This is a genomic window from Parvibaculum sp. (assembly GCF_039680535.1).
In the GTDB taxonomy this organism is placed as follows: Bacteria; Pseudomonadota; Alphaproteobacteria; order Parvibaculales; family Parvibaculaceae; genus Parvibaculum.
The window spans coordinates 199,903-225,360 of sequence record NZ_JBDKSS010000005.1 but is presented as its reverse complement, the minus strand read 5'-3'; the positions used below and the strand labels follow the sequence as shown (position 1 = coordinate 225,360).

Genomic DNA, 25,458 nt, shown 5'->3' with positions numbered 1-25,458 from the left:
ACGCCCGACTTGGCCCCCGCCCTGGCCCAAGGCCGGTTCGGGCCGAAGGACATGGCCCCATGCGTCTCTACACCGTGCACGAAATGAGCGGCGCCACCGCGAATGGCGATGGCCTTGAATTCGTGCATGAAGGCTTCTCCTGGACGGCCCTCCTGCTCGGGCCGCTCTGGCTTGCCTATTACCGGTCCTGGCTGGCGGTGGCGATTTATCTCGTGGCCGCACTTGCGCTGCTGGTCGTCACCTGGCTGGCGGGGCTCGGTCCCGAGAGCGGTTCCGTTTGCTTCCTCGCCTTCCAGTTCCTCTATGCCGGGGAAGCGAACGAGATCCGCCGCTGGTCGCTCTCGCGCCGGGGCGCGCGCGAAATTGCCGTCGCCAGCGGCCGCAATCTGATCGAGGCCGAGCGCGATTTCTTCCGCCGCTGGTCCGGGCCTTCCATCGTTTCGACCTCCACGCCCGTGAGGACCGCCGACCATGTCGCGACGCTGCCGCCGCTTATGCCCGGCGCAGTCTGGCCGCGCCGCCCCGCAGGCGACGATCACGGCGTACTCGGTCTCTTTCCAAAGGCGGGGGGCTGACCATGCTCGTCACGATCATCGACTACGGTTCAGGCAATCTGCGCTCCGCCGCCAAGGCCTTTGAGCGCGCCGCGCTCGAAACGGGCACCAATGCGCGCATTCTCGTCAGCGGCAATCCGGGCGATGTGCGAAGCGCCGACCGCGTCGTGCTGCCCGGCGTCGGCGCCTTCGGCGATTGCCGCGCCGGCCTCGACGCCATCCCCGGCATGATCGAGACGCTGGAAGACGTCGTGCGCCGCGATGCGCGCCCCTTCCTCGGCATCTGCGTCGGCATGCAGCTCATGGCGACGCGCGGCCTCGAACATGGCATCCACAACGGCTTCGGCTGGATCGAAGGCGATGTGACGCTGATGAAGCCGCTCGATCCCGAACTCAAGATCCCGCATATGGGCTGGAACACCATCACGGCGCTCCGTCCCCACGCCCTGCTCGACGGCATACCGACCGGCGACAATGGGCTGCATGCCTATTTCGTCCACTCATATTCCCTCGTCGCCGCGCATGAGGAAGATGTGGTCGCGCGCGCCGACTACGGCGGGCCGGTCACGGCCATGGTCGCGAAGGAGAATATGGCGGGCACGCAATTCCATCCCGAGAAGAGCCAGGCGCTCGGTCTCGCTCTCATCGGCAATTTTTTGAAGTGGCGTCCATGATCCTCTTTCCCGCCATCGACCTCAAAGACGGGCAATGCGTGCGCCTCGTGCGCGGCCTGATGGAAGAGGCCACCGTCTTCAACGACGATCCGGCCGCGCAGGCCCGCGCCTTCGAGCAGGCGGGCTTCGAATATATCCATCTCGTCGATCTCAACGGCGCCTTTGCGGGCCATCCGGTCAATGCCGGCGCGGTCGAGGCGATCCTCAAGGCGATCAGCATTCCGGCACAGCTCGGCGGCGGCATCCGCGATCTCGCCACCATCGAGATGTGGCTCGATAAGGGCATCCGCCGCGTCATCATCGGCACGGCGGCGGTGAAGAACCCCGGCCTCGTCATCGAAGCCTGCCGCAAGTTTCCGGGCCGCATTGCCGTCGGTCTCGACGCCAAGGGCGGTCGCGTCGCCACCGAAGGCTGGGCGGAAGTCTCCGATCTCACCGTGCTCGACATGGCGCGGCGCTTCGAGGATGCGGGCGTTGCCGCCATCATCTACACGGACATCGACCGCGACGGCGTCCTGGGCGGATTGAACATCGAAGCGACGGTCGCGCTGGCGAATGCGATCTCGATCCCGGTCATCGCTTCGGGCGGTCTTTCCTCCATCGAGGATATCCGCGCCCTCATCGCGGCGAACTGCAAGGGCCTCGAAGGCGCGATTTCGGGCCGCGCCCTTTATGACGGCCGCCTCGATCCGAAAGAGGCGATCGCATTGCTCAAGGGTGCCGCATGACGCTCAAGGCGCGCGTAATCCCCTGTCTCGACGTCAAGGACGGCCGCGTCGTCAAGGGCGTGAACTTCGTCGATCTGCGCGACGCGGGCGACCCGGTGGAAGCGGCGCGCGCTTACGATGCGGCGGGTGCGGATGAACTCTGCTTCCTCGACATCACGGCGAGCCACGAAGAACGCGCGATCATTTTCGACGTCGTTGCCCGCACTGCCGAGCAGTGCTTCATGCCGCTCACGGTCGGCGGCGGGGTGCGTACCATCGAGGATGTGCGAAAGCTCCTCCTCGCAGGCGCCGACAAGGTTTCGATCAACACAGCGGCGGTGAACGATCCTGAATTCGTCCGCGCCGCCGCCGAAAAATTCGGCAACCAGTGTATTGTCGTCGCCATCGACGCCAAGCAGGTCGCGCCCGGCAAGTGGGAAATCTTCACCCATGGCGGCCGCAACCGCACCGGCATCGATGCCATCGAATACGCGCAGAGGGTTGCAAGCCTCGGCGCGGGCGAGATCCTTCTGACCTCGATGGACCGCGACGGATCGAAGGCGGGCTTCGATATCCCGCTCACACGCTCGGTTTCGGACGCTGTCACAATTCCCGTGATCGCCTCGGGCGGCGTCGGAAATCTCGACCATCTGGTCGCCGGTATCCGCGAAGGCCATGCGAGCGCCGTGCTGGCCGCCTCGATCTTCCATTTCGGCGAGTACACGATCGGCGAGGCCAAGGCTCATATGGCGGCGGCCGGCATCCCGATGCGCCTCTGATCCAGATGTGACAATGGTATGTGCTCTGGGGGTTCGCGCTCCGGGGGCTCGCGATCCCGGCGCCTGTGCGGCTGTGACACAGCGGCGTTGGGGCGCAGCATGTGCCATTTGCGAGTCTTGCGGATTCCAAGCAGAATAATTAGCCCGAGTGCCCTGGTTCAGCGAGAATGCGCGATGCCGTATGCCCGATCGACCAAGCGACAGACCCTTCGAGGGTCCGTCGACACGCACCCTGTCCGTGAGGCCTCAGAATGAATCGCGAGATTGAGCTCAAGCTCGAATGTGAGCCGGAAGCCCTCGATCGTGTCTCCCGCGCGCCGATCCTCGCCCGCCTGAAGCGTGGGCGCGCCAGCGAAAAGACGCTGCGCTCCACCTATTTCGATACGGAAGATTTCGCGCTGATGAAGAGCGGCCTTGCGCTTCGCGTGCGCGAGGCGGGCGGCAAGCGCATCCAGACGCTCAAGACCGAAAGCGACGGTAACGGTCTGGCGAGCGATCGCGGCGAATGGGAAGTGCAGCTCGGAAGCGACGAGGAAGGCCCGGACCTCAATCGCCTGCCTGCGGACATGAAGGCACGTATCCGCGCGGCGGCCAACGGCGCGCCGATTGCGCCCCGTCTGATGTCGGATATTCATCGCACCGCTCGCCAGCTCATGACGCCGGATGGCGACGAGATCGAGTTCGCGATCGACCGCGGCGTGTTGCGCGCGAATGGGCGCGAGGCGCGGGTCAGCGAAGTCGAGCTCGAACTGAAGCGCGGCGATCCGTCGAGCCTCTATCGTCTGGCGCTCGAACTCGCCGACATGGTGCCGCTTCGCGTGGGATTGCGGAGCAAGGCCGAGCGGGGCGTCACTCTTGCGGGCAATGAAAAGCCCGGCGCGATCCGTGCGGAGACGGTTTCCTTCGATCGCACCATCGATGTCGAAGATGCCTATGCGACGATCCTGGGCCAATGCCTCACGCATCTTCTTCTGAACGAGGCCGTCGCAATTGAACATGCCTCGACCGAGGCGCTGCATCAGATGCGCGTCGCGCTCCGCCGCATGCGCTCGGCCTTCGCCGCCTTCCGCAAGGTGATGAAGGACGAGACCGCGCAGCAGCTTTCGCGCGATGCGAAATGGCTTGCGACCGCCATCGGCCGTGCCCGCGATTTCGACGTCTTCATCACGACCATTCTCGCGCCGCTCGAAAAGGAAGAGCCCGGCGACAAGCAGATCGCGGCCTTGCGTGAGGCGGCAGAGAAGCAGCGCAAGCGCGCCTGGTCCGGCGCTCGCGCCGCGCTGCGTTCGGCGCGCATGAGTTCCTTTGTGCTGCGCCTTGCCCTTTACGTGGATGAGCGCGGCTGGCGCGAGGATGGCGGCGATGCCTCGCGGTTCGAGGCGCCGCTCTTCGAATTCGCTCCGAAGGCGCTCGACAAATATCTGAAGGACGCGAGCAGGCTTGGCCGGCGCATCGACGAGCTCAGCGTCGATGAGCGTCACGACCTCCGCAAGCGCTTGAAGAAGCTGCGCTACACGCTGAGCTTCTTCGCCTCGCTATATCGCCGGCCCGATACGCGCAGCTATCTTCATGCGCTGTCGGAATTGCAGGATGTGTTCGGCGCCCTGAACGACTTTGAGTCCGCCCGCAAGCTCACCGAAGAGTTGACGGGCCTGCGGCCTTCCCTCTCCGCTCCGGGCGCCCGTCTCATCGCCTATCACGAACGGCGCGCCCGCAAGCAATGGCAGTCGGCGGTCGGGCTGTGGCGGGATTTTCGCGACATTGAGCCCTTCTGGCGCTGAAGCGCTGATATGCGGCGGGGTGCGGCCCTTTAGCGCGTCCTTAATGAATTTTGAAACAATTGTCAGATAGCATTCCGCGAGATGGTCGGTTGCGGCCCGAGTCCGTGTTCGGAGTGCTGCGTAAATGTCAGAAGAAACGCCGCCCCGCCGTGCAGGCGAGGCCCGGATGCAGGTTGATGTCGGCCGCGATCCTCAGGCAATTGTCGGCCGCCGCATTACGATCGAGGCGGTAAAGAAGCTCGCCGAGCTCAACCTGCGCTATCTCAAGGGCATTCCCAACGGCTGGTGCGTGGTCATGAAAGACTGCGACCTGTCCGGGCTCGACCTGCGCGGCCTGAACTTCTCGCATGCCCATTTCATCGCCTGCAGTTTCGAAAACGCCAATCTCGAGGATGCGCGCTTTCAGGGCGCCAATCTCTTCAGCGCCAATTTCGACGGCGCGAACCTGACGCGCGCCGATTTCGGGCAGGCCGATCTGCGTGGCGCCTGTTTCGAGAATGCCGAGATGACGGATGCCCGCCTCGAAGGGGCGGATCTGCGTCGCGGCGTGGTCATTCGCGCGGGCAATCAGATCAAGACCAATCGTGAGCACTCGACCTTCCGCAATGCGATCATGCGCGGAACCCGGCTCACCGACTGCAAGCTCCTGGACGCCGACTTCGAAGGCGCCTCGCTCACCGGCGTCAATCTGAAGGGCGCCGATCTCCGGGGCGCGAATTTCGCCGGCGCCGAACTCAGCGACGTCAATCTCGCCGGCGCGAACCTTTCGGACGCCGATTTCCGCCGCGCCATCATGGATGAGGTCACCTCCGCGCATGGCGACATGATGCGGGCGACCAAGGCGCGCCGTGCGCCCGGCCCCGACCGGCTGAAGCGCATGCTCGAAAGCCACCTTGTCTGGATTCAGACCAGCCAGCGTCAGGGCGAGCGGGCGGACTTCTCGAACATGGACCTGTCGCGGACCGATTTTTCCCGGTCGGTGCTTGCCAGTGCCGTCTTCAAGGGGGCGATCCTGGCCGACGTGTCGTTTCAGGGCGCGATCCTTGCCGCCGCCGATTTCCGCGATGCCATCCTGATCCGTGCCGACCTGACCCGCGCCGACCTCCGGGGCGCGGACCTTCGCGGGGCGAACCTCAAGGACTCGATCCAGACCGGGACTCGCATGGGTGAAATGCAGGGTGTGAAGCTCGCCACCCGCACCTGATCGCGCCTCATTTCCGCATCGGCCTCACCCGCTGGCATCCGACGGCCAAATCTGCTAGGGAGGGCCGCCGTATCCGGGTTCAAACCTCCCGGCGCGGCCCCTTTTTTTCTTGCAGGGGGTGCCACATGGCAGCCGATGCCCGCCAGCTCGATGCGCTTTTCGAGACGATCCAATCCCGAAAGGCCGGTGACCCTGCGTCGTCCTATACTGCGAAGCTCGTCGCGGGCGGCGCTCCGCTCTGCGCGCGCAAGCTCGGTGAAGAGGCGGTGGAAACCGTCGTGGCGGCGCTCTCGGGCGACGAGAAGGCGATCGTCTCCGAATCCGCCGATCTGCTTTTCCACTGGCTCGTTCTTCTCGCGGAGCGGGGCATCGAGCCCGCCGCCGTCTATGCCGAACTTGCGCGCCGCGAAGGCCGCTCCGGCATCGAGGAGAAGGCGTCGCGCGGAGCTGGACAATGACCGAAACGATCGAGCGCACGGCGCTCTCGCCCTACCGCCACTTCACGGCGGCGGAATGGGGCGAGCTGCGCAAGGACACGCCGCTTCCCCTTTCCGAAACCGAGCTTGAAGAGCTGAAGGGTTTCGGCGAGCGCATCTCGCTCGACGAAGTGTCCGAGATCTATCTGCCGCTCTCGCGCCTGCTCAATCTTTATGTGCTGGAGACGCAGGAGCTTTACCGCGTCACCTCCGACTTTCTCGGCCGCACGCAAGCCAAGGTGCCTTACATCATCGGCGTCGCAGGTTCGGTCGCTGTCGGCAAGAGCACGACCGCGCGTATTCTCTCCACGCTGCTCGCCCGCTGGCCGAACCACCCCAAGGTCGACCTCATCACGACCGACGGCTTTCTCTATCCCAACAAGGTGCTTGAAGAGCGCGACCTTATGGGCCGCAAGGGTTTCCCCGAGAGCTTCGACGTGCGCCGCCTCATCCAGTTCCTTTCGGATGTGAAGGCAGGCTCCCGCAATGTCGAGGCGCCGGTCTATTCGCACTTCACCTATGACATTCGCGCCGGCGAAAGCATCGTCGTCGATCAGCCCGACATTCTCGTCGTCGAAGGCCTGAACGTGCTTCAGCCCTGGAAGCCCGCCGAGGGCGAGGAGCCCTTGCCCTTCGTCTCCGACTTCTTCGATTTCTCGATCTATCTCGACGCCGATGAAGAGGCGATCCGCCGCTGGTATATCGAGCGCTTCCTCAGCCTGCGGCAGACCTCGTTCCGCGATCCCAAGGCCTATTTCCACCGCTATGCGCATCTGACCGATGAGGAAGCGGTGCAGACGGCGGATTCGATCTGGACCTCGATCAACCTCGCCAATCTGCGCAAGAACATCCTGCCGACGCGCCAGCGCGCGCAGCTCATCCTCCGCAAGGGCGACGATCACCGCATCCGCGATGTGGCGTTGAGGAAGCTCTAGGGCTTTCGCCTGTTGAAGATGGATGCCGGATCAAGTCCGGCATGACGATCATTATATTGCCATCGCCCCAACAAAGATCGTCACCCCGGACTTGATCCGGGGTCCATCTTGATGACCCGGCGAAAATCGCGTCAGAGCCCCTTCTTTTTCGCAAGCTCCGCCAACGATACCTGCGGCCGCGGTCCGTAATGCGAGATGACTTCGGCCGCCGCCATGGCGCCGAGGCGCGCGGAGTGGACCGGCGAATAGCCATGCGACAGGCCATAAAGGAAGCCCGAGGCGAAGAGATCGCCCGCGCCTGTCGTGTCGACGACTTTAGCCACCTTGTCGGCATCGACCACATGCACCTCGCCATCGGCGACGATGACAGCGCCCGCTTCGGAGCGCGTCAGCGCCGCGAACTTGCAGTCTTCCTTCACGCGCGCCAGAGCCTCGTCGAAGATATCGACTTCATAGAGCGACAGGATTTCCGCCTCATTGGCGAAGAGAAGATCGACCTCATCCTTCACAAGCTGGCGGAATTCGTCGCGATAGCGGGCAACGCAGAATGAATCCGAAAGCGTCAGCGAGACGATGCGGCCCGCATCGCGCGCGACCTTCGCGGCCTTGAGGAAAGCCTGCTTCGCGCCGGGCTGGTCCCAGAGATAGCCCTCCATGTAGGTCGCGTAGGATGACTTGATGACTTCATCGTCGATGTCGTCCGGTGTCAGGTTCTGCGCCGCGCCGAGATAGGTGTTCATGCTGCGCTGCGCGTCGGGCGTCACCAGAATGAGGCAGCGTCCGGTGGGCGGGCCGTCCTCGGCCAGCGGCGTCGAGAAATGAACGCCGAGCGACTTGATGTCATGGGCGAAGATCTTGCCGAGCTGGTCGTTCTTCACCTTGCCGAAGAAGGCGCCCTTGCCGCCGAGCGAGGCAAGGCCTGCGATCGTATTGGCGCAGGAGCCGCCCGACATTTCGATCGCCTGCCCCATGCGGCCATAGAGTTCGTCGGCGCGGCCCGTGTCGATGAGCGTCATCGACCCCTTCTGGATGTTGTTCGTGTCGAGGAAATGGTCGTCGGCATCGGCAATCACATCAACCAGCGCATTGCCGATCCCGGCCACGTCATATTTCAGTTCGGTCATGGTCCTCGTCACGCATAAGGAGAAATTGGAAGCGGAGCGCAGTATAGGCGAGGCCGCCCCCGTTGGACAAAGCGATCCGAGCCATTAAGCTCCGCTCATCAACCCGAGGGCCGCAATTCATGTTTTCCGACGCGCTTCGCGCCTTCCACGAAACCTTTTCTCCGCCCTTTCGCCGGGTTCTCTGGCTGTCGCTGGCTGCGACAATCATCGTTCTGGCTCTGTTCGGCGTCGGGCTTCAATGGGCGCTGGGCGCCGTGCCGCAATTCGGTACGCCCTGGCTCGACACGACGCTCGAATGGATCGCGCGTCTTTTCGCCCTTGTCGTGCTGGTGCCGCTGGTTCACCCCGTCATCTCGCTCGTCGCGAGCCTTTTTCTCGAAAGCATCGCCGCGAAGGTTGAGGCGCAGGATTATCCCGCCGACGCGCCGGGCCGCGATCAGCCGGTGCTGCAATCGCTCTGGGTTGCCATCCGCTTCACGGCGGTGCTGATCGTCGTCAACATCATAGCACTGCCCTTCTATCTCGTGCCGGGCATCAATCTCGCGCTCTTCTGGATCGTGAACGGCTATCTCTTCGGCCGCGAATATTTCGAGCTGGTCGCGCTTCGCCATGTGCCGGTCGCGAAGATGGCCGAGCTTCGCTCTCGTCATCGCTTCCGCATCTTCGGCGCTGGCGTCATCGTCGCGGCTTTCGGCACGGTGCCGCTGCTCAATCTGCTCGCGCCGCTTTTTGCCACCGCCTTCATGGTTCACACCTCGAAAAGGATCGGCCTCGCATGATGCGTTTTCTTCGGGCCGCTCCTCTCATGGCTACGCTTCTGCTCGCCGCCTGCGCGACCGATGGCACATCCTCCGGCGTCGGCATGTCGAACCGGGAGCTCGCTTCCGCCGAACCATTGAAGGAAATCGGCAGCGGTCCGCTGACGCCGCAAAGTCTCCTCGGCGTTGCGCCTTCCGCGCTCTCGGCCCGTCTCGGCGAGCCCGCCTTCAAGCGTACGGAGCCGCAAGCCGAAGTCTGGCAATATGCGGGCGCTGCCTGCAGCCTCTTCATCTATTTCTACAAGACTAACAGCGGCGCCCTCGCCTCGTCCTATGTCGATGCGCGCAAGACGCTGGGCGGACCCGCCGATCCGGCGGCCTGTCTCGGAGAGGTCGAAACGAAGAAGTCTCCGCGAGTGTCCTAGACCTTTTCGTCATGCCGGACTCCGATCCGCTCCTCACTCCGCCGTCGTCTTCGCCTTGAACTTGCAGAGATCCCCGACGATGCAGTCCGGGCATTTGGGCTTGCGCGCCACGCAGGTGTAGCGCCCATGCAGGATGAGCCAGTGATGCGCATGCATCATGTATTTCGCCGGCACCACCTTCAGCAGCTTCTGCTCCACTTCGAGCGGCGTCTTGCCCGGCGCCATTCCCGTTCGGTTGCCGATGCGGAAGATATGCGTGTCGACCGCGATGGTCGGCTCGCCAAAAGCGATGTTGAGCACGACATTGGCGGTCTTGCGCCCGACGCCGGGCAGCGCTTCCAGCGCCTCGCGATCATGCGGCACCTCGCCATCATGCTTCTCGACCAGCAGATGCGAGAGCGCGATCACGTTCTTCGCCTTGGTCTTGTAGAGGCCGATGGTCTTGATGTGATCGGTGAGTTTCGTCTCGCCGAGCTTCACCATCTTCTGCGGCGTGTCGGCGAGCTTGAAGAGTTTTTCCGTCGCCTTGTTGACGCCCTTGTCGGTCGATTGCGCCGAGAGCACCACGGCGACGAGCAGCGTATAGGGATTGTGATATTCGAGTTCGGTCTTCGGCTCCGGCAGCGCCTTGGAAAGGCGCGCGAAGAATTCCTCAATCTCGGCTTTTTTCATCGGCATGGGCGCTGGCTTTCGGAGCGGAGCGGCAGGGTCTGCGTTAAAATGCGCGGCGGCTGAACAATCCGCAAGCCATGGACGGACCCCATATTCGATCATATCTTTTAGCGATGACCCCCCGCCCGACCACGTCCGAAATGCTGGAGCCGCCGCTTCACTTCGATGCGTTGCTGACGCCGCATCGCTCGCTGAGCCGGAAGGGCTTCATCATCCTCATGGGCGTGGTCATCGTCGTGAATTTCGCCGGGGGCCTCGTCTTCCTGCTGAAAGGCGCCTGGCCGGTTTTCGGCTTTTGCGGCCTCGATGTGGCGCTCGTCTATTGGGCCTTCAGGGCGAATTACCGCGCCGCCCGGGCGCATGAGACGATCCAGCTTTCCGATGATGAATTGCGTGTCCGCCGCGTCGACCAGAAAGGCCGCGCCCGCGCCTGGAGCTTCCAGCCCTATTGGGTGCGGCTCGAACTCATCGAACATCCCGACGAGACGAAGGACGTCTATCTCGTCTCGCATGGCAAGGCGCTGGAAATCGCCCATCAGCTCTCGCCCGCCGAGCGCATCGATTTTGCCCGCGCGCTCAATGGCGCGTTGAGGGATTTGCGGAACGGCATGTTCCGGAAGAACGCTTAGGCGTTTGCCGTCACGCTCCCGGCGGGGCATGACGGCAGGCTTGTGTCAGTGTGCCTCGCGTTCGATCAGGCTCTTCTTCGAGAGAACATTGCCCTTGTCGTCGAGCTCATAGACGAGCGGCGCGCCGGTGCCGATATTGAGCGCAATGACCTCATCCTGCGTCAGCTTGTCGAGCACCATGACGAGGGCGCGAAGCGAATTGCCATGCGCGGCGACGAGCACGCGCTCGCCCTTGAGCACGCGGGGCAGGATTTCCTTTTCGAAATAGGGCAGCACGCGCGCCGCCGTATCCTTCAGGCTTTCGCCGCCGGGCGGCGGCACGTCATAGGAGCGGCGCCAGATATGCACCTGCTCCTCGCCCCACTTCTCGCGGGCGTCGTCCTTGTTGAGGCCGGAGAGATCGCCATAGTCGCGCTCGTTGAGCGCCTGATCCTTCACCACGGGCAGGTTCGGCTGGCCGAGTTCCTCGAGGATGATGCGGTTCGTCTCCTGCGCGCGGCTGAGCGCCGAGGTGTAGGCGACGTCGAACTGGTACCCTGCTTCCTTGAGCGCGTGGCCGGACTCATGCGCTTCGCGCTTGCCCTGCTCGGTCAGGCCCGGATCGCGCCAGCCGGTGAAGAGGTTTTTCTCGTTCCATTCGCTTTGTCCATGACGGACGAGAACAAGCAGGTTCGACACTTTTCTATTCCTTTATCCGTAGACTGACTTACTTCAGGCCCAAAACATCGGCCATGTTGAAGAGGCCGGGGCCCTTGCCCTGTCCCCAGAGCGCGGCCTTGATGGCGCCGCGGGCGAAGATCGCGCGGTCCTCGGCGATATGGCCGAGCACGATGCGTTCGGACGGTCCGGCGAAGATCACGTCATGGTCGCCGACGACGCTGCCGCCGCGCAGACTCGCAAAGCCGATCGCGCCTTCTTCGCGCGCGCCCGTCAGGCCGTCGCGTCCGCGCTCGGAATGATTGCTGAGCGTGATGCCCCGCCCTTCGGCTGCCGCTTCGCCCAGAAGCAGCGCCGTGCCCGAAGGCGCATCGACCTTGTGGCGGTGATGCATCTCGACGATCTCGATGTCCCACGAGGGATCGAGCGCCTTCGCCGCCTGCCGCACCAGCGCGGCAAGCAGGTTGACGCCGAGGCTCATGTTCCCGGCCTTGATGATGGTCGCATGTCGGGCCGCGGCCGCGATCTGCGCTTCGTCTTCCGCCTCGAAGCCGGTCGTGCCGATGACATGGACGATGCGCGCCTGCGCGGCGAGGCCGGCGAATTCGACGCTGGCGCGGGGCACCGAAAAGTCGATCAGCGCGTCAGCGTCCTTGATGACGCCGAGCGCGTCGTCAGACGCCTTGATGCCGAGCGGCGAGCCGAGCCCCGCCAGCGTGCCGAGATCGGCGCCGACATTGGGGCTTCCCTTGGCCTCGATGCCGCCCGCGAGCAGAGCCCCCTCCGTCTCATGGATGAGCTTCAGCAGCGTGCGGCCCATGCGGCCCGCGCAGCCCGTTACCGCGATCTTCACGTCTTGCGCCATGGTTTCGTCCGGGGTCCGGAAGCGGAAAAACTATAGGCGGCGGGTATATCAGGCCCGTCCGGCGAGGTAAATCGGCCCTTCAGCCGCGGAAAATGAACCAGGCGCCCGCCGCGATCAGCGCGAAGCCTATGGCCGTGTTCGAGCTGATGGGCTGGCCGAGATAGAAGGCCGAGAAGCCCGCGAAGACGATGAGGGTGATGACCTCCTGGATCGTCTTGAGCTGCGCCGCCGAATAGACCGACGAGCCGAACCGGTTGGCGGGCACGGCGAGGCAATATTCGAAAAAGGCCAGCCCCCAGCTGATCAGGATGACCGTGAAGAGGGCCATGCCCTTGTGCTTCAGGTGCCAGTACCAGGCGGTGGTCATGAAGAGGTTGGAGAGCGTCAGAAGGCCGATAGGCAGCAGATAGGCTTGCATGGGAACCCGCATGAAAAAGGGCCCCGCGATGTCGCTCGCGGAGCCCTTTCATCCTAGCCGAAATCGGCCTCAGCTCTGAAACCCGTCCCAGAACTCCTTCACCTTCGCGAAGAAGCCGGAGCTTTCCGGGTTCGTTTCCTTGCTCGATGCCTTCTCGAATTCGCGCAGCAATTCCTTCTGCTTCTTCGAGAGGTGCACCGGCGTCTCGACGGTGGTCTGGATATAGAGGTCGCCGATCTCGCGCGAATGCAGGACGGGCATGCCCTTGTCCTTCAGCCGGAACTGGCGGCCCGTCTGGCTGCCTTCCGGAATCTTCACCTTCACGCGCTTGCCGTTGAGCGTCGGCACTTCGATTTCGCCGCCGAGCGCCGCCGTGGCCATCGAAATGGGCACGCGGCAGAAAAGGTCGGCGCCGTCGCGCTGGAAGATCGGATGCGGCTTGGTCGAGAGGAAGATGTAGAGGTCGCCCGCAGGTCCGCCGCGCATTCCTGCCTCGCCCTCGCCCGTCAGGCGAATGCGCGTGCCGTCCTCGACGCCTGCCGGGATGTTGACCGACAGCGTGCGCTCGCGCTCCAAGCGGCCCGCGCCGTGGCAGCTCTTGCAAGGCTTCTCGATGGTCTGGCCGCGGCCGTGGCAGGTCGGGCAGGTGCGCTCCACCGTGAAGAAGCCTTGAGTCGCCCGCACCTTGCCCGCGCCCTGGCAGGTCGTGCAGGTGACGGGGCTTGAGCCCGGCTCCGCGCCCGATCCGTTGCAGGTGTCGCAAGCGACGGAAGACGGCACGCGGATCTGCGCCTTCTTGCCCTCGAAGGCTTCCTCGAGGCTGATCTCCATGTTGTAGCGGAGATCCTGACCGCGCGTGCGGCCGCCGTCGCCGCCGCGCCGTCCGCGACGGCCACCCATGAATTCGCCGAAGAGATCGTCGAAAATGTCGGACATGGAGGCGCCGAAATCGCCGCTGAAGCCGCCGCCCGGCCCGCCGCGTCCCGGTCCGCCGCCTTCGAAGGCCGCATGGCCGAACTGGTCATAGGCCGCGCGCGACTGCTCATCCTTCAGCACGTCATAGGCCTCGTTCAATTCCTTGAACTTCGCTTCGGCCTCTGCGTCGCCGGGATTGCGGTCTGGGTGAAGCTCCTTCGCCTTGGCGCGATAGGCCTTCTTCAACTCGTCCGCCGTCGCATTTCGCGCGGCGCCCAGCACTTCATAGAAATCGCGTTTGGACATGGAATTAAGGTCTCACAGAGCGACGCCCCGGCGAGCCGAAACTCACCGGGGCGTTCTCATGCGTGTTAGGGGTGAACGACATGGGGCAAGCCCGGCGGGTTCGGATCAGTGCTTGTCGTCCCGCTTGGTTTCGTCGACTTCCTCGAAGTCGGCATCCACCACATCGTCGCCGGCATTGGCCGAGGAACCGCCTTCGCCAGCCGCGCCTTCTTCCTGCGCGGCCTTGTAGATGGCCTCGCCGAGCTTCATGGCGGTCTGGGTCAGTTCCTGCGTCTTCGCCTTCACGTCGTCGATCGAGCCATCCTTGAGCGCGGCCTTCAGCGCTTCGACGGCGGCTTCGATCTCGCCCTTCACTTCAGCCGAAACCTTGTCGGCATTTTCGGCGAGCGTCTTCTCGGTCGAGTTGACGAGAGCTTCGGCGTGATTGCGCGCCTCCACTTCCTCGCGCTTGCGCTTGTCTTCCTCGGCGTGAGCTTCGGCGTCCTTCACCATCTGCTCGATGTCGCTTTCCGACAGGCCGCCCGAGGCCTGAATGCGGATCGACTGTTCCTTGTTCGTCGCCTTGTCCTTGGCCGACACGTTGACGATGCCGTTGGCGTCGATGTCGAAGGTGACTTCGATCTGCGGCACGCCGCGCGGCGCCGGCGGAATGCCGAGCAGGTCAAACTGGCCGAGGATCTTGTTGTCGGCGGCCATTTCGCGCTCGCCCTGGAAGACGCGGATCGTCACGGCGTTCTGGTTGTCGTCCGCCGTCGAGAAGGTCTGCGACTTCTTGGTCGGGATCGTGGTGTTGCGGTCGATGAGGCGCGTGAACACGCCACCCAGCGTTTCGATGCCGAGCGAAAGCGGCGTCACGTCGAGCAGCAGCACGTCCTTGACGTCGCCCTGCAGCACGCCCGCCTGAATGGCCGCGCCCATGGCGACGACTTCATCCGGGTTCACCGACTTGTTCGGCTCCTTGCCGAAGAACTGCTTCACGACTTCCTGAATCTTCGGCATGCGGATCTGGCCGCCGACGAGAACGATCTCGTCGATCTGGGCCGCCGTCACGCCCGCATCCTTGAGCGCCTTCTTGCAGGGCTCGATGGTGCGCTGGATCAGGTCTTCGACGAGCGCTTCGAGCTTGGCGCGCGTGAGCTTCATCGTCAGATGCTTCGGACCCGAGGCATCCGCCGTGATGAAGGGCAGGTTCACTTCGGTCTGCTGCGCCGAGGAAAGCTCGATCTTCGCCTTTTCGGCGGCTTCCTTCAGACGCTGCAGCGCGAGCTTGTCGCCCCTGAGGTCGATGCCGTTCTCTTTCTTGAACTCGTCGGCGAGGTAGTTGACGAGACGCATGTCGAAGTCTTCGCCGCCGAGGAACGTGTCGCCGTTCGTCGCCTTCACTTCGAAGACGCCGTCGCCGATTTCGAGAATGGAGATGTCGAACGTGCCGCCGCCGAGGTCGTAAACGGCGATGATTTCGCCATTCTTCTTCTCAAGGCCATAGGCGAGAGCGGCAGCCGTCGGCTCGTTGATGATGCGCAGCACTTCAAGGCCGGCGATCTTGCCCGCGTCCTTGGTCGCCTGGCGCTGGGCGTCGTTGAAATAGGCGGGCACCGTGATGACGGCCTGCGTCACCGTCTCGCCGAGATAGTTCTCGGCCGTTTCCTTCATCTTCTGGAGAATGAAGGCGGAAATCTGCGAGGGGGAATATTTCTCGGCATTGGCCTCGACCCAGGCGTCGCCGTTCGGCGCGCGCACGATCGAATAGGGCACCATGCCCTTGTCCTTCTGCGTCGTCGGATCGTCATAGGAGCGGCCGATAAGGCGCTTGATCGCGAAGAAGGTGTTGGTCGGGTTGGTGACGGCCTGGCGCTTCGCCGATTGTCCGACAAGGCGCTCGCCATCCGGCGAGAAGGCCACGATCGACGGCGTCGTGCGCAGGCCTTCGGAATTCTCGATCACTTTCGGAGTGGAACCATCCATCACCGCGACGCACGAGTTCGTGGTGCCGAGGTCGATGCCGATTACTTTTCCCATCTCAAAGGTCCTCTTTATTTTGCGGCAGGCCGGGCGAGCCCGTCTGGACGGCGCCCAATGCCATTCCCGCACGACTTGCGCAAGCTGCGCCTTCGGCGAGTCCGGCTCCGGCCCCCTAAGGGGTCCCCCGAATGGCTTGGGGGGTGGAATGACTGGGCTGTATATAGGTTTCGCTTGTGGGCCCCGCAAGCGGGGATGCGGCATTTGGGCCACAGGGATTCGATTTGTGGGATTGTTCTGCATCGCCCTTCGCCGGGCCGCGCAGGCGTTAACCGAAAGGGCGACTGATTTGGCGAAGCCGACGCCGGTCGAAACGGGTTTCGAGGGCCTCGCCCTCTATCCGGGGCTGCTCGGCCCGGCGGAGCAGCGCGCCCTGATCGAGGCGCTGCGCGAGGGCGCGAAGGCCGCCCCGCCCTATCGCCCCCGCATGCCGCGCACCGGCCAGCCCTGGTCGATCACCCAGACCAATTTCGGCCCGCTCGGCTGGTTCTCCGACGAGAGGGGCTATCGCTACGAGCCCCGCCACCCCGAAACCGGCGAGCCCTGGCCCCCGATCCCTGAGATCCTTCTCGACCTCTGGACGGAGCTTGGCCATTACCCCGCCCCGCCCGAGGCCTGCCTCGTCAATATCTATCGGGGCGAGAAGGCGAAGATGGGCCTCCATCAGGACCGCGACGAAGCGGCACTGGACGCCCCCGTCCTCTCGGTCTCTCTGGGCGACACTTGCGTCTTCCGCGTCGGCGGCTACGAGCGCCGCGACAAGTCGAAAAGCTTCCGCCTGTCGAGCGGCGACGTGTTGATCTTGGGTGGCCCCTCCAGAATGCGCTTCCACGGCGTCGACCGGATCATCCCCGGCTCGTCACAACTGGTGGAAGGCGGAGGGAGGCTGAACTTGACGCTGAGGCGGGTGAGTAAACCAGTCGCATAGCCGCGTCCTGCCTAAGCAGGCGTGCCGTCGTCATCGTCGTCGCCGTCATCGCCGGGGTCGAACTCCATACGGAGTACCCCCTGTTGGATGAGCGACTTGATCTGATCTTGAACTAGAGTTCGGGCGACTACGCCGATCTTGTTACCGTGCAAGCCGCTACGCTTTAACGTGTGCAAATAGCGCACTGTCTGGCGCGATAGATTGAGGTTGATTGCCGGTGCTTTGCGTTCGTCCGCCATGTGAACTTCCTCGTCCGAGAGGAAATTTAGCTGATTTATAGCTAATTAGCTATTCACTAGCTATTGACGGAAATCTTTCGGGTGGCGCAATATATATACGTTCAAAAAGAAAGGGCGACCCCTTTCGGAGCCGCCCAAGGTTGATTAGGTTGAATGGCCCTTTTGGAAGGGGCCGCTCGAGAGGCAGATCGACTTGTGGACAGCCGATCTGTTAGTGGCGAACCGGGTGGGACTCGAACCCACATTCCCCCGATTACAAATCGGGTGCTGTGCGCCGTGGCAGGCTTCCAGTTCAGCTACCGGTCCGACCTATTTAGGCCCCGCCCTTAAGCGGGGCCTTTTTAGTTGCGCCATGTACCGACGCACCCAGACATAGTAGCTGAGCTTTGATTCTCATCAATGACTTGTGTCGGAGTGACGACAAAAAAGTGGTTAACATCACGTGGTCGGTCTGAGCGTCGTGACCGAAAGACAAGCTTTATCAATGATTTGGCTTGGGTGAATCAGCGCCCCGGTGGAGTGCTAAACTATGTGGATAGGTTTCATTCCACTTTAGTTAGCCCCGAAAACGTAGGAGTTGGGGGACGTTCGACGCTGCTCCCAACCATACGGGGTCCAGTCTTGGATCGGACTTCACCGAATACTTATCATGCGAATCCATAACCATCCGCCGTCGGACCTTTTGTCTGACGGCGGATGGATTTTAGGCAATTAACGGGCCCCGATTAATAAGGCTTCCAGCCCGGGATCGGCGAAACGTCGAACAGCCAGAGGTGGGCGTAGAGCATCAGCGCGAAGGCGATAAGGCTCGCGAGGATGCGCCACCAGCCGTGCCTCGTGAAACGGAACTTCGTCCGCTTCGAGAAGATTGCGGCAAAGGGCAGGTTCGAGGTGCGGGCGGCGAAGGCGGTCCACTTGGCGCCGAGCTTGCGGCGGCGCTTTTCGTCGATGGAGAGCGTGCCCAGCGCCGCGACCAGCAGGAAGGTTCCGAAGAAAAGGATCGAGGCCTTGTCGCCCTTCATGGCGATGTGAAGCGTCGACCAGATCATGACGCCCCAGAGGAACGGATGACGCGTGATGTGGACGATGCCCAGCGCGTCGTCGCCCTCGGTGTCGAGCACGCGTTCCGAGCGGAAGGCGGTCGGGTTCGGCGTGGTCAGGCCCACCACCGCGAAAAGGAAAGCGATCAGCATGACCGGCGGGGCCATGTGCTTGAGCCCCACGGGCGCGACCCAATAGAGCCGGTCGGGCTCCATCACGGCCTCATTGTAGCCGATGATGAGCCAGACGAGCCCGCCCACAGAGGCGAGCGCGAAAGCGCCGAGATAGGGCCATTCGCCGACCGCGCCGACGATCGCATCGCGCAACCGCGTCCCCGAAACGCCGATGTGAATTACCAGAAAGAAGGCTGCCGCCGCCCACAGATTCGCCATGAAACTCCCCTGACTCGTACCAAATGCTATTGAAAATCGTTCTTGCCCCCTCCCGTACAAGGGCTTTTGCAAGCATGCCTCAATTCGCGGAAACATCAAAAATATACCACGGTCCATTTTTCTCTTTCGTCTCCGCCCATCCTTCGGCAAGCTCACCCGCGAATATGGGAACGCGCGAAGGAGCGGGGACAAGTTGGGCAAGCGACCGAATTTTCTGGTGATCGTCGCCGACGATATGGGGTTTTCAGACATCGGCGCTTTCGGCGGCGAGATTTCGACGCCGAATCTCGACGCGCTGGCGCTGAAGGGGCTTCGCCTCACCAATTTCCATTCCGCGCCCGCCTGCGCGCCGACCCGGGCGATGCTGCTCACTGGCACCGATGCCCATATCGCGGGCCTCGGCACTCATGTCGAGGTGCTCCACCCGACCCAGCGCGGCAAGCCGGGCTATGAGGGCTATCTCAACGACCGCGTCGCCACCCTGCCGCAGCTTCTCCGCGACGCAGGCTATCTCACCCTCATGTCGGGCAAATGGCATCTCGGCGACACGCTCGAGACCTGCCCCCATGCGCGAGGCTTCGAGCGCTCCTTCGCGCTCCTGCCGGGCGCGGCGAACCACTACGCCTCCTCGCCCAAGGCCGGCACCGGTTTTCCGAAGCAGGATACTCTCTATACGGAGGATGACCGCTTCGTCGATCTGCCGGAAGATTTCTATTCCTCGGACGGCTTCACGACGAAGCTTCTTCAGTATCTCGGCGAGCGGAAGGACGACCGGCCATTCTTCGCCTATCTCGCCTTCTCCGCGCCGCATTGGCCGCTCCAGGCGCCGGACGATCTCATCGCGAAATACAAGGGCCGATACGACAAGGGCCCCGAGGCGCTGCGCGAGGAGCGTCTTGAAAGGCTGAAGGCGCTGGGCCTTTGCGCGAAGGACATCAAGGCCCATCCGATCGTCGCGAAGAACAAGCCCTGGGACGAGATGAACGATGAGGAGCGCGCCCGCTCCGCCCGCGCCATGGAAGTCTACGCGGCCATGGTCGAGCGTCTCGACTGGAATGTCGGCCGCGTCGTCGAGTATCTCAAGGCGACGGGTGAACTCGACAACACGCTCGTTCTCTTCATGTCGGACAATGGCGCCGAAGGCGCGCTGATCGAGGCGGTGCCGGTCTTTGGCCCCTATCTCATGGATTTCATCGACAAGTATTACGACAACAGCCTCGACAATATCGGCCGTCCGAATTCCTATGTGTGGTATGGGCCCCGCTGGGCACAGGCCGCCACCGCGCCGTCGCGCCTCTACAAGACCTATACGTCGGAAGGCGGCATCCGCGTCGTCGCCTTCGCCCATTGGCCGGAGCTTCTCCCTTCGCCCGCCATCGGCAATGCCTTCTCGACCGTGATGGATGTGATGCCGACGCTGCTCGATCTCGCGGGTGCGACGCATCCCGCGCCGGACTACAAGGGCCGAAAGGTGGTCGAGCCGATGGGCCGCTCTCTCCTGCCTTGGCTCGAAGGCAAGGCGCCGGAGGTCCATCCGAAGGACGCCGTCACCGGCTGGGAATTCTTCGGCCGGCGCGGCATACGCAAGGGCGACTGGAAGGCGATCTGGATTCCCGCGCCCGAAGGCACGGGCGACTGGCAGCTCTATGACGTCGCCACCGATCCCGGCGAGACCGACGACCGCGCGCAGGCAGAGCCCGCGCGCCTCGCCGAACTTCTCACCCTGTGGGATGACTATGTCGAAAAGGCCGGGATCGTCATGTTTGCGATCCCGACCTGAGGTCTCGCGAAGGCGTCAGACCTTCGTGTCGACATGGGCCCCGTTGCCCTCATCCGCCTTGGCGACGCCGACGCGCGCGGCGCGAAGCAGCCGGTCGCCGATCGTGTAACCGGCCTCGACGACATGGACGACGGTGCCCGCCGGCTGGCCGGTGCCGGGCACTTCGAACATGGCTTCATGCAGATTGGCGTCGAAACGGTCGCCGGGAGCGGGCGTGATTTCCTTGATGCCGTGGCGCTCGAAGGTCGCGAGGAGCTGGCGCTCGGTCACCTCCACGCCCTCGATCAGCGCCTTCACCGTCGCCGAGGCGGCTTCGCGCTCTTCCGGGTTCAGCGTGGCGATGGCGCGGCGCAGATTGTCCGACACCTGCACCATGTCGCGGGCGAAATTGGCGGCGCCGTAGCGGGCCGCGTCCTGCCTGTCGCGCTCGGCGCGGCGGCGGACATTCTCGGCTTCGGCGACGGCGCGAAGGAGCTTGTCCTTCAGATCGGCATTTTCGGCCTGAAGCGCCTGCAATACGACAAAGGGATCGGGCTCAGCCTCGCCGGCGGGCTGTTCGGCGGCGTCGGGCAGCGGCTGCGGCGCGACGCCCATGGCTGCCGCTTCGTCTTCGTTGTTCTGATCGCTCATCGTCATATCCACTCGATTTGAGCCCCGCATGTGCGCGTTCGGGCCCCGTCTGTCAACCTGTGTGCTTCGAATTGCCACTTTGCTCGATCGGGGCCTGCCTCAGTTGATGAGGCGCCCGACGAGCTTGGCCGTGTAATCGACCATCGGGATCACGCGGGCGTAATTGAGCCGCTTGGGTCCGATCACGCCCAGAACGCCGACCACGCGCTGCTGCTGGTCCATATAGGGGCTGATGATCAGCGACGAGCCCGACAGCGAAAAGAGCTTGTTCTCCGAGCCGATGAAGATGCGCACGCCGTCCGCCTGTTCGGCAAGGCCCAGAAGCTGCACCAGCTCGCGCTTGTTCTCGATCTCGTCGAAAAGAAGCCGGACCCGTTCCAGATCCTCCATCGCATGGACATCTTCGAGGAGCCGCGCACGGCCGCGCACGATCAGCGACTTGGACAGCGGATCGTCCGACTGCGCGACCTTCGAGCCCGACCAGGTCGCAAGGCCCGATGCGATGACGCGGGAGGTGAGTTCGTTGAGCTCCGCCCGCTGCGTCTCCATCTCGCGGGCGAGAATGGTCTTCGCTTCCTCGAAGGTCTTTCCGCGCAGCCGCGCATTCAGATAATTCGTCGCCTCGACAAGCGTCGAAGGCGGCAGGCCCATCGGAATTTCGATGACGCGGTTTTCCACCTCGCCACCCTCGGTGACGATGACGACAAGCGCCCTACCCGGATCGATGGGCACGAATTCGATGTGCTTCAGCGCCGCTTCATATTTCGGCGCAAGCACGAAGCCCGCCGCATGGCTGAGGCCGGAGAGCATTTTCGAGGCCTCGTCGAGCACGTCCTCGACGCTCTTGTGCTGCCCCGAAACCTGCCGCTCGATCGAGCGCCGTTCCTCTTCCGAGAGGTCGCCGATCTCGAGGAGCCCGTCCACGAACATGCGCAGGCCCGCCTCGGTCGGAATGCGGCCCGCGCTCGTATGCGGCGAGAAAAGCAGGCCCAGCGCCTCCAGATCCGACATCACATTGCGGATCGAGGCGGCCGACAGCGACATGGGGAGATGGCGCGACAGGAAGCGGGAGCCGACCGGATCGCCGGTTTCAAGATAGCTCTCCACGACACGGCGCAATATCTCGCGCGAGCGATCGTTGAGATCCTTGACGGCAACCATGGGTTCCTGTGTCTCCGCTATCTGCCTGAAATTGGAGGTAAATCTAGGAAGCGGGGCCCTCCGCGTCAATTGCCGCGGGTGCCTGCCTCTTCCGGCCACCGCACAGGCTTTGCCTTTGCGCCCCGCCCGCGCTACTAAACCTGCGGTTCCCGGGCGCCGGGAACAAGCGAATTTCCGAACGCCAACACCAATTTCGACGGAAGAGAAGGTTTCCATGCGTCCATCCGGCCGTGCGCCCCACGAAATGAGGGCTGTCAGCTTCGAGCGCGGCGTCACCAAACATGCCGAGGGCTCCTGCCTCGTCAGATTTGGCGACACCCATGTGCTTTGCACGGCGAGCCTCGAGGAGCGCGTGCCGCCCTTCCTCAAGGGCAAGGGCGCAGGCTGGGTGACGGCGGAATATGGAATGCTGCCGCGCTCGACGCATGAGCGCATGCGCCGCGAGGCCTCGCAGGGCAAGCAGTCCGGCCGCACGCAGGAAATCCAGCGTCTGATCGGCCGTTCGCTTCGCTCGGTCGTCGACATGAAGCTTCTCGGCGAACGCCAGATCTCGATCGACTGCGACGTCATTCAGGCCGATGGCGGCACCCGCACGGCCTCGATCACCGGCGCCTGGATCGCGCTTTACGACTGTGTGCAGTGGATGATGAACCGCAGCATGATCTCGATCTCGCCGATCAAGGATCACGTGGCGGCGATCTCCTGCGGCATCTATCGCGGCGTCCCCGTGGCCGATCTCGACTATCCGGAAGATTCCGAGGCCGAGACGGATGCGAATTTCGTCATGACCGGCAAGGGCGGCATCTGCGAAATCCAGGGCACGGCGGAAGCCGAGCCCTTCAGCCAGGAGGAGCTGATGTCGCTTCTCGGCCTCGCCCGTACCTCCATCGCCGATCTCGTAGAGCTTCAGAAGAAGGCTGTCGGCCTATGAGCCGCAAGTTTGCGGAAAAGACGCTGGTAGTCGCCAGCCACAATGCGGGCAAGGTCCGGGAAATCCGGGAATTGCTCGCGCCCTTCGGCATTGAAACGCTTTCGGCAGGCGATCTCGGCCTCGATGAGCCGGAAGAAACCGGCGACACGTTCCGCGCCAATGCAGAGCTGAAGGCGCTCGCCGCCGCGAAGGCCAGTGGCAAGCCCTCGCTTGCCGACGATTCCGGCCTTTGCGTCGAGGCGCTTGGCGGCGCGCCGGGCATCTATTCGGCGCGCTGGGCAGGCCCGCAGAAGGATTTCGACTTCGCGATGGAGCGCGTCCGCCTCGGTCTCGTCGAGGAAGGCACGCTCGACACGCGCGCCCATTTCATCTGCGGCCTTGCGCTTGCCTGGCCCGATGGCCACATCGAATATTTCGAAGGTCGGGTCGACGGCGAACTCGTCTGGCCGCCGCGCGGGACCAAAGGCTTCGGCTACGATCCGATGTTCGTGCCAAATGGCCATGAGGAAACATTCGGCGAGATGGAGCCCGAGCGCAAACACGCGATGTCGCACCGCGCCGATGCCTTCAGGCAACTGGTCGATAACTGCTTTGGACAGAAATAGTCTGGATACGGATAATAAAAATCCCGTGAAGGCGGAGGACGAGGCCGGTTTCGGCGTCTATGTCCACTGGCCTTTCTGTCTGTCCAAATGCCCCTATTGCGACTTCAACTCCCACGTCGTCGCCAATGTCGATCAGCGCCAATGGGCAACCGCACTGACGCGCGAGCTTGAGCACATGCGCGGCCTCACCGGCCCGCGCGAATTGCGTTCGATCTTCTTCGGCGGCGGCACACCCTCGCTGATGGAGGTCTCCACCGTTGACGCCGTGCTCTCGGCCATCGATCGGCTCTGGGGCATCCACCAGGGCGTCGAGGTGACGCTTGAGGCAAATCCTACCAGCGTCGAAGCGGAGCGCTTTCGCGGCTATCGCGCGGCGGGCGTCAATCGCCTCTCCCTCGGCGTGCAATCGCTTGACGACCGCGAGCTGAAGTTTCTGGGCCGTCTTCACAGCGCCGAAGAAGCATTGAAAGCCATCGGTCTCGCGCGCGAGATTTTTCCTCGCCTCTCCTTCGATCTCATCTATGCGCGGCCCGGCCAGACGTCCGAAGGCTGGGCGCGCGAATTGCGTCTCGCTTTGTCGCATGCCGCCGACCATCTCTCGCTCTATCAGCTGACCATCGAGGAAGGCACGGCCTTCGCGCGCCTTTATGAGCGCGGCGCGTTCCGTCTGCCCGAGGAAGAGGATGCGGCGGAACTCTATCGGCTGACCGGCGAGATTGCCGCCGAGGCGGGCATGTCCGCCTATGAGGTGTCGAACTACGCGAAAGCCGGCGCCGAGGCGCGGCACAATCTTGTCTATTGGCGCTATGGCGATTATGCCGGCGTCGGGCCCGGTGCGCATGGCCGCATCTCCGCCGATGGAAGGAAGCTCGCCACCCAGACGCTGAAGATGCCCGGCGAATGGCTTGCTGCCGTGAGCGCCGAAGGCCACGGCATTACCGTGCTCGATGAGGTGAGCCCCGCCGAACAGGGCGACGAGATGATGCTGATGGGACTGCGGCTCGAGGAAGGCGTTTCGCTTTCGCGCCATGCCCGGCTCACCGGCAACGCACTCGACGATGCGCGCATCGAGGCCCTCGTGCGCGAGGAGCTTTTGCTGCGCGACGGCGATCGCATCGCCACCACCCAGCGCGGCCGCCTCGTCCTCGACGCGCTCCTTGGCAGGTTGCTGGCCTGAGGATCAGCGGTCGTCGTAATCCGGCTGCGCTTCCGGCGACGCCTTCTGGAAGGCGGGCAGCGCCTCGCAGCGGGCGACGATTTCGCCGAGGCGTGGATAGGCGCTCAGATCCATCTTGGCGTGGCGCAGATTGTAATATTGCGGCACCAGGAAAATATCGGCCACCGTCGGATAATCGGCATAGGCGAATTGCGTATCCGGTCCGTGCTTCAGCATCGCTTCGAGCGCCGCGAAGCCCTTATGCGCCCACTGCGCCTGCCACTTGTCGCGGTCGGCCTGCGGCAGCCCCAGATCCTTGTCGAGGAATTTCATGACGCGCATGCTGAGCAGCGCATGGGTCTCTGCGGCGACCGAGGCCGCAAAAGCGCGCGATTGCGCCCTGAGCGCCGCATCCTTCGGGAACACGGACGGCTCCGGAAACAGTTCCTCGAGATATTCGATGATCGCGGAGGACTGCGTGATGATCCTGCCGTCATGTTCGAGCGCAGGGATCAGCGATAGCGGATTGACCTTGCGGAACTCTTCCGAGAATTGCGCCTCTACCGGCGGACGAATGTCGATCGAGACATGCTCATAGGGAATACCCTTGAGATTGAGCACCGCGCGGACGCGATAGCCCGCCGAATTGCGGAAGAAATTGTAGAGACGCATGGACAGGGAACTCGCTGAATTCGGA

28 protein-coding genes and 1 tRNA gene are annotated in these 25,458 nt (G+C 63.5%); 16 read left to right on the top strand and 13 right to left on the bottom strand.

What is annotated here, in order from left to right:
- Positions 1-59 precede the first annotated feature (59 nt).
- The 8 genes from ABFC66_RS02195 (at position 60) to coaA (ending at position 7,110) form a co-directional block, all read left to right on the top strand.
- Positions 60-575, top strand: a complete 516-nt coding sequence (locus ABFC66_RS02195) for a DUF2628 domain-containing protein (protein ID WP_346739313.1) — start codon at positions 60-62, stop codon at positions 573-575.
- 2 nt (positions 576-577) lie between these two features.
- Positions 578-1,228, top strand: coding sequence for an imidazole glycerol phosphate synthase subunit HisH (hisH, locus tag ABFC66_RS02190; protein ID WP_346739312.1), 651 nt, complete (start codon positions 578-580; stop codon positions 1,226-1,228).
- Positions 1,216-1,956, top strand: coding sequence for a 1-(5-phosphoribosyl)-5-[(5-phosphoribosylamino)methylideneamino]imidazole-4-carboxamide isomerase (gene hisA, locus ABFC66_RS02185; protein WP_346739311.1), 741 nt, complete (start codon positions 1,216-1,218; stop codon positions 1,954-1,956). The genes hisH and hisA overlap by 13 nt, the downstream gene beginning before the upstream one ends.
- Positions 1,953-2,714: an imidazole glycerol phosphate synthase subunit HisF gene (gene hisF / locus ABFC66_RS02180; protein ID WP_346739310.1), complete on the top strand. Its 762-nt coding sequence runs from the start codon at positions 1,953-1,955 to the stop codon at positions 2,712-2,714. Before hisA ends, hisF begins: the two co-directional genes overlap by 4 nt.
- A gap of 251 nt (positions 2,715-2,965) precedes the next feature.
- Positions 2,966-4,495 carry a CHAD domain-containing protein gene (locus ABFC66_RS02175; protein ID WP_346739309.1) on the top strand — a complete coding sequence of 510 codons (1,530 nt, stop codon included), beginning with the start codon at positions 2,966-2,968 and terminating at the stop codon, positions 4,493-4,495.
- 124 nt (positions 4,496-4,619) lie between these two features.
- Positions 4,620-5,699, top strand: a complete 1,080-nt coding sequence (locus ABFC66_RS02170; protein ID WP_346739308.1) for a pentapeptide repeat-containing protein — start codon at positions 4,620-4,622, stop codon at positions 5,697-5,699.
- A 125-nt stretch (positions 5,700-5,824) separates the two neighbouring features.
- Positions 5,825-6,157 carry a phosphoribosyl-ATP diphosphatase gene (locus ABFC66_RS02165; RefSeq protein ID WP_346739307.1) on the top strand — a complete coding sequence of 111 codons (333 nt, stop codon included), beginning with the start codon at positions 5,825-5,827 and terminating at the stop codon, positions 6,155-6,157.
- A complete protein-coding gene (coaA, locus tag ABFC66_RS02160) occupies positions 6,154-7,110 on the top strand; it encodes a type I pantothenate kinase (protein WP_346739306.1) in 957 nt (318 codons plus the stop codon). The genes ABFC66_RS02165 and coaA overlap by 4 nt, the downstream gene beginning before the upstream one ends.
- 131 nt (positions 7,111-7,241) lie before the next feature.
- On the opposite strand, the gene ABFC66_RS02155 is transcribed toward coaA, so the two are convergent.
- On the bottom strand, positions 7,242-8,234 hold the full coding sequence (locus ABFC66_RS02155; RefSeq protein ID WP_346739305.1) for an adenosine kinase: 993 nt from the start codon (positions 8,232-8,234) through the stop codon (positions 7,242-7,244).
- Positions 8,235-8,353: 119 nt separating this feature from the next.
- Between ABFC66_RS02155 and ABFC66_RS02150 the strand changes: the two genes are divergently transcribed.
- Entirely contained in the window at positions 8,354-9,013 is a 660-nt protein-coding gene (locus tag ABFC66_RS02150) for an EI24 domain-containing protein (RefSeq protein WP_346739304.1), read from the top strand.
- Positions 9,010-9,417: a hypothetical protein gene (locus ABFC66_RS02145; RefSeq protein ID WP_346739303.1), complete on the top strand. Its 408-nt coding sequence runs from the start codon at positions 9,010-9,012 to the stop codon at positions 9,415-9,417. Before ABFC66_RS02150 ends, ABFC66_RS02145 begins: the two co-directional genes overlap by 4 nt.
- Before the next feature lie 33 nt (positions 9,418-9,450).
- Here ABFC66_RS02145 and nth read toward each other — a convergent pair whose 3' ends face one another.
- The gene (nth, locus tag ABFC66_RS02140; RefSeq protein WP_346739302.1) at positions 9,451-10,191 is read right to left on the bottom strand and encodes an endonuclease III; all 741 of its coding nucleotides are present in this window, start codon (positions 10,189-10,191) and stop codon (positions 9,451-9,453) included.
- 11 nt (positions 10,192-10,202) lie between these two features.
- Between nth and ABFC66_RS02135 the strand changes: the two genes are divergently transcribed.
- On the top strand, positions 10,203-10,718 hold the full coding sequence (locus tag ABFC66_RS02135; protein WP_346739301.1) for a DUF2244 domain-containing protein: 516 nt from the start codon (positions 10,203-10,205) through the stop codon (positions 10,716-10,718).
- A gap of 45 nt (positions 10,719-10,763) precedes the next feature.
- Here the strand turns inward: ABFC66_RS02135 and ABFC66_RS02130 are convergent, their stop codons facing one another.
- From ABFC66_RS02130 to dnaK, 5 genes are all read right to left on the bottom strand, one after another.
- Positions 10,764-11,396, bottom strand: a complete 633-nt coding sequence (locus tag ABFC66_RS02130) for a 2,3-bisphosphoglycerate-dependent phosphoglycerate mutase (RefSeq protein ID WP_346739300.1) — start codon at positions 11,394-11,396, stop codon at positions 10,764-10,766.
- 28 nt (positions 11,397-11,424) lie between these two features.
- Positions 11,425-12,240 (bottom strand): 4-hydroxy-tetrahydrodipicolinate reductase, encoded by an 816-nt coding sequence (dapB, locus tag ABFC66_RS02125; RefSeq protein ID WP_346739299.1) that lies wholly within the window; start codon positions 12,238-12,240, stop codon positions 11,425-11,427.
- A gap of 79 nt (positions 12,241-12,319) precedes the next feature.
- Positions 12,320-12,658 carry a DMT family protein gene (locus tag ABFC66_RS02120; RefSeq protein WP_346739298.1) on the bottom strand — a complete coding sequence of 113 codons (339 nt, stop codon included), beginning with the start codon at positions 12,656-12,658 and terminating at the stop codon, positions 12,320-12,322.
- A 69-nt stretch (positions 12,659-12,727) separates the two neighbouring features.
- Positions 12,728-13,879, bottom strand: a complete 1,152-nt coding sequence (gene dnaJ / locus ABFC66_RS02115) for a molecular chaperone DnaJ (protein ID WP_346739297.1) — start codon at positions 13,877-13,879, stop codon at positions 12,728-12,730.
- A 105-nt stretch (positions 13,880-13,984) separates the two neighbouring features.
- Positions 13,985-15,898, bottom strand: a complete 1,914-nt coding sequence (gene dnaK / locus ABFC66_RS02110; protein WP_346739296.1) for a molecular chaperone DnaK — start codon at positions 15,896-15,898, stop codon at positions 13,985-13,987.
- A 289-nt stretch (positions 15,899-16,187) separates the two neighbouring features.
- Here dnaK and ABFC66_RS02105 point away from each other — a divergent pair, with 289 nt between their 5' ends.
- The gene (locus ABFC66_RS02105; RefSeq protein WP_346739295.1) at positions 16,188-16,826 is read left to right on the top strand and encodes an alpha-ketoglutarate-dependent dioxygenase AlkB; all 639 of its coding nucleotides are present in this window, start codon (positions 16,188-16,190) and stop codon (positions 16,824-16,826) included.
- 11 nt (positions 16,827-16,837) lie between these two features.
- Here the strand turns inward: ABFC66_RS02105 and ABFC66_RS02100 are convergent, their stop codons facing one another.
- From ABFC66_RS02100 to ABFC66_RS02090, 3 genes are all read right to left on the bottom strand, one after another.
- Positions 16,838-17,065 (bottom strand): hypothetical protein, encoded by a 228-nt coding sequence (locus tag ABFC66_RS02100; protein ID WP_346739294.1) that lies wholly within the window; start codon positions 17,063-17,065, stop codon positions 16,838-16,840.
- A 215-nt stretch (positions 17,066-17,280) separates the two neighbouring features.
- Positions 17,281-17,371: transfer RNA gene (locus ABFC66_RS02095), tRNA-Thr, on the bottom strand.
- A gap of 419 nt (positions 17,372-17,790) precedes the next feature.
- Positions 17,791-18,498: an NnrU family protein gene (locus ABFC66_RS02090; protein WP_346739293.1), complete on the bottom strand. Its 708-nt coding sequence runs from the start codon at positions 18,496-18,498 to the stop codon at positions 17,791-17,793.
- Between the two features lie 193 nt (positions 18,499-18,691).
- On the opposite strand from ABFC66_RS02090, the gene ABFC66_RS02085 reads away from it, so the two are divergent.
- The gene (locus ABFC66_RS02085) at positions 18,692-20,278 is read left to right on the top strand and encodes an arylsulfatase (RefSeq protein WP_346739292.1); all 1,587 of its coding nucleotides are present in this window, start codon (positions 18,692-18,694) and stop codon (positions 20,276-20,278) included.
- Positions 20,279-20,293: 15 nt separating this feature from the next.
- Here the strand turns inward: ABFC66_RS02085 and grpE are convergent, their stop codons facing one another.
- Together grpE and hrcA are read right to left on the bottom strand one after the other, a co-directional pair.
- A complete protein-coding gene (gene grpE, locus ABFC66_RS02080; RefSeq protein WP_346739291.1) occupies positions 20,294-20,908 on the bottom strand; it encodes a nucleotide exchange factor GrpE in 615 nt (204 codons plus the stop codon).
- A gap of 99 nt (positions 20,909-21,007) precedes the next feature.
- Entirely contained in the window at positions 21,008-22,069 is a 1,062-nt protein-coding gene (gene hrcA / locus ABFC66_RS02075; protein ID WP_346739290.1) for a heat-inducible transcriptional repressor HrcA, read from the bottom strand.
- Positions 22,070-22,283: 214 nt separating this feature from the next.
- On the opposite strand from hrcA, the gene rph reads away from it, so the two are divergent.
- From rph to hemW, 3 genes are read left to right on the top strand one after another with little or no spacing between them, the layout of a single operon-like run.
- The gene (rph, locus tag ABFC66_RS02070) at positions 22,284-23,000 is read left to right on the top strand and encodes a ribonuclease PH (RefSeq protein ID WP_346739289.1); all 717 of its coding nucleotides are present in this window, start codon (positions 22,284-22,286) and stop codon (positions 22,998-23,000) included.
- Complete coding sequence (gene rdgB, locus ABFC66_RS02065) at positions 22,997-23,605, top strand: RdgB/HAM1 family non-canonical purine NTP pyrophosphatase (RefSeq protein WP_346739288.1); 609 nt, start codon at positions 22,997-22,999, stop codon at positions 23,603-23,605. Before rph ends, rdgB begins: the two co-directional genes overlap by 4 nt.
- Positions 23,606-23,630: 25 nt before the next feature.
- On the top strand, positions 23,631-24,782 hold the full coding sequence (hemW, locus tag ABFC66_RS02060; protein ID WP_346739287.1) for a radical SAM family heme chaperone HemW: 1,152 nt from the start codon (positions 23,631-23,633) through the stop codon (positions 24,780-24,782).
- Positions 24,783-24,785: 3 nt separating this feature from the next.
- Here hemW and maiA read toward each other — a convergent pair whose 3' ends face one another.
- Positions 24,786-25,433: a maleylacetoacetate isomerase gene (gene maiA / locus ABFC66_RS02055; protein ID WP_346739286.1), complete on the bottom strand. Its 648-nt coding sequence runs from the start codon at positions 25,431-25,433 to the stop codon at positions 24,786-24,788.
- Between the last annotated feature and the right edge of the window lie 25 nt (positions 25,434-25,458).

Excerpts from the sequence above, each read along its gene's own strand:
- ABFC66_RS02195 (WP_346739313.1), top strand. The coding sequence starts at position 60 with ATGCGTCTCTACACCGTGCACGAAATGAGCGGCGCCACCGCGAATGGC.
- hisH (WP_346739312.1), top strand. The coding sequence starts at position 578 with ATGCTCGTCACGATCATCGACTACGGTTCAGGCAATCTGCGCTCCGCC.
- hisF (WP_346739310.1), top strand. The coding sequence starts at position 1,953 with ATGACGCTCAAGGCGCGCGTAATCCCCTGTCTCGACGTCAAGGACGGC.
- ABFC66_RS02175 (WP_346739309.1), top strand. The coding sequence starts at position 2,966 with ATGAATCGCGAGATTGAGCTCAAGCTCGAATGTGAGCCGGAAGCCCTC.
- ABFC66_RS02170 (WP_346739308.1), top strand. The coding sequence starts at position 4,620 with ATGTCAGAAGAAACGCCGCCCCGCCGTGCAGGCGAGGCCCGGATGCAG.
- ABFC66_RS02165 (WP_346739307.1), top strand. The coding sequence starts at position 5,825 with ATGGCAGCCGATGCCCGCCAGCTCGATGCGCTTTTCGAGACGATCCAA.
- coaA (WP_346739306.1), top strand. The coding sequence starts at position 6,154 with ATGACCGAAACGATCGAGCGCACGGCGCTCTCGCCCTACCGCCACTTC.
- ABFC66_RS02155 (WP_346739305.1), bottom strand. The coding sequence starts at position 8,234 with ATGACCGAACTGAAATATGACGTGGCCGGGATCGGCAATGCGCTGGTT.
- ABFC66_RS02150 (WP_346739304.1), top strand. The coding sequence starts at position 8,354 with ATGTTTTCCGACGCGCTTCGCGCCTTCCACGAAACCTTTTCTCCGCCC.
- ABFC66_RS02145 (WP_346739303.1), top strand. The coding sequence starts at position 9,010 with ATGATGCGTTTTCTTCGGGCCGCTCCTCTCATGGCTACGCTTCTGCTC.
- nth (WP_346739302.1), bottom strand. The coding sequence starts at position 10,191 with ATGATCGAATATGGGGTCCGTCCATGGCTTGCGGATTGTTCAGCCGCC.
- ABFC66_RS02135 (WP_346739301.1), top strand. The coding sequence starts at position 10,203 with ATGACCCCCCGCCCGACCACGTCCGAAATGCTGGAGCCGCCGCTTCAC.
- dapB (WP_346739299.1), bottom strand. The coding sequence starts at position 12,240 with ATGGCGCAAGACGTGAAGATCGCGGTAACGGGCTGCGCGGGCCGCATG.
- ABFC66_RS02120 (WP_346739298.1), bottom strand. The coding sequence starts at position 12,658 with ATGCAAGCCTATCTGCTGCCTATCGGCCTTCTGACGCTCTCCAACCTC.
- dnaJ (WP_346739297.1), bottom strand. The coding sequence starts at position 13,879 with ATGTCCAAACGCGATTTCTATGAAGTGCTGGGCGCCGCGCGAAATGCG.
- dnaK (WP_346739296.1), bottom strand. The coding sequence starts at position 15,898 with ATGGGAAAAGTAATCGGCATCGACCTCGGCACCACGAACTCGTGCGTC.
- ABFC66_RS02100 (WP_346739294.1), bottom strand. The coding sequence starts at position 17,065 with ATGGCGGACGAACGCAAAGCACCGGCAATCAACCTCAATCTATCGCGC.
- ABFC66_RS02090 (WP_346739293.1), bottom strand. The coding sequence starts at position 18,498 with ATGGCGAATCTGTGGGCGGCGGCAGCCTTCTTTCTGGTAATTCACATC.
- grpE (WP_346739291.1), bottom strand. The coding sequence starts at position 20,908 with ATGAGCGATCAGAACAACGAAGACGAAGCGGCAGCCATGGGCGTCGCG.
- hrcA (WP_346739290.1), bottom strand. The coding sequence starts at position 22,069 with ATGGTTGCCGTCAAGGATCTCAACGATCGCTCGCGCGAGATATTGCGC.
- rph (WP_346739289.1), top strand. The coding sequence starts at position 22,284 with ATGCGTCCATCCGGCCGTGCGCCCCACGAAATGAGGGCTGTCAGCTTC.
- rdgB (WP_346739288.1), top strand. The coding sequence starts at position 22,997 with ATGAGCCGCAAGTTTGCGGAAAAGACGCTGGTAGTCGCCAGCCACAAT.
- maiA (WP_346739286.1), bottom strand. The coding sequence starts at position 25,433 with ATGCGTCTCTACAATTTCTTCCGCAATTCGGCGGGCTATCGCGTCCGC.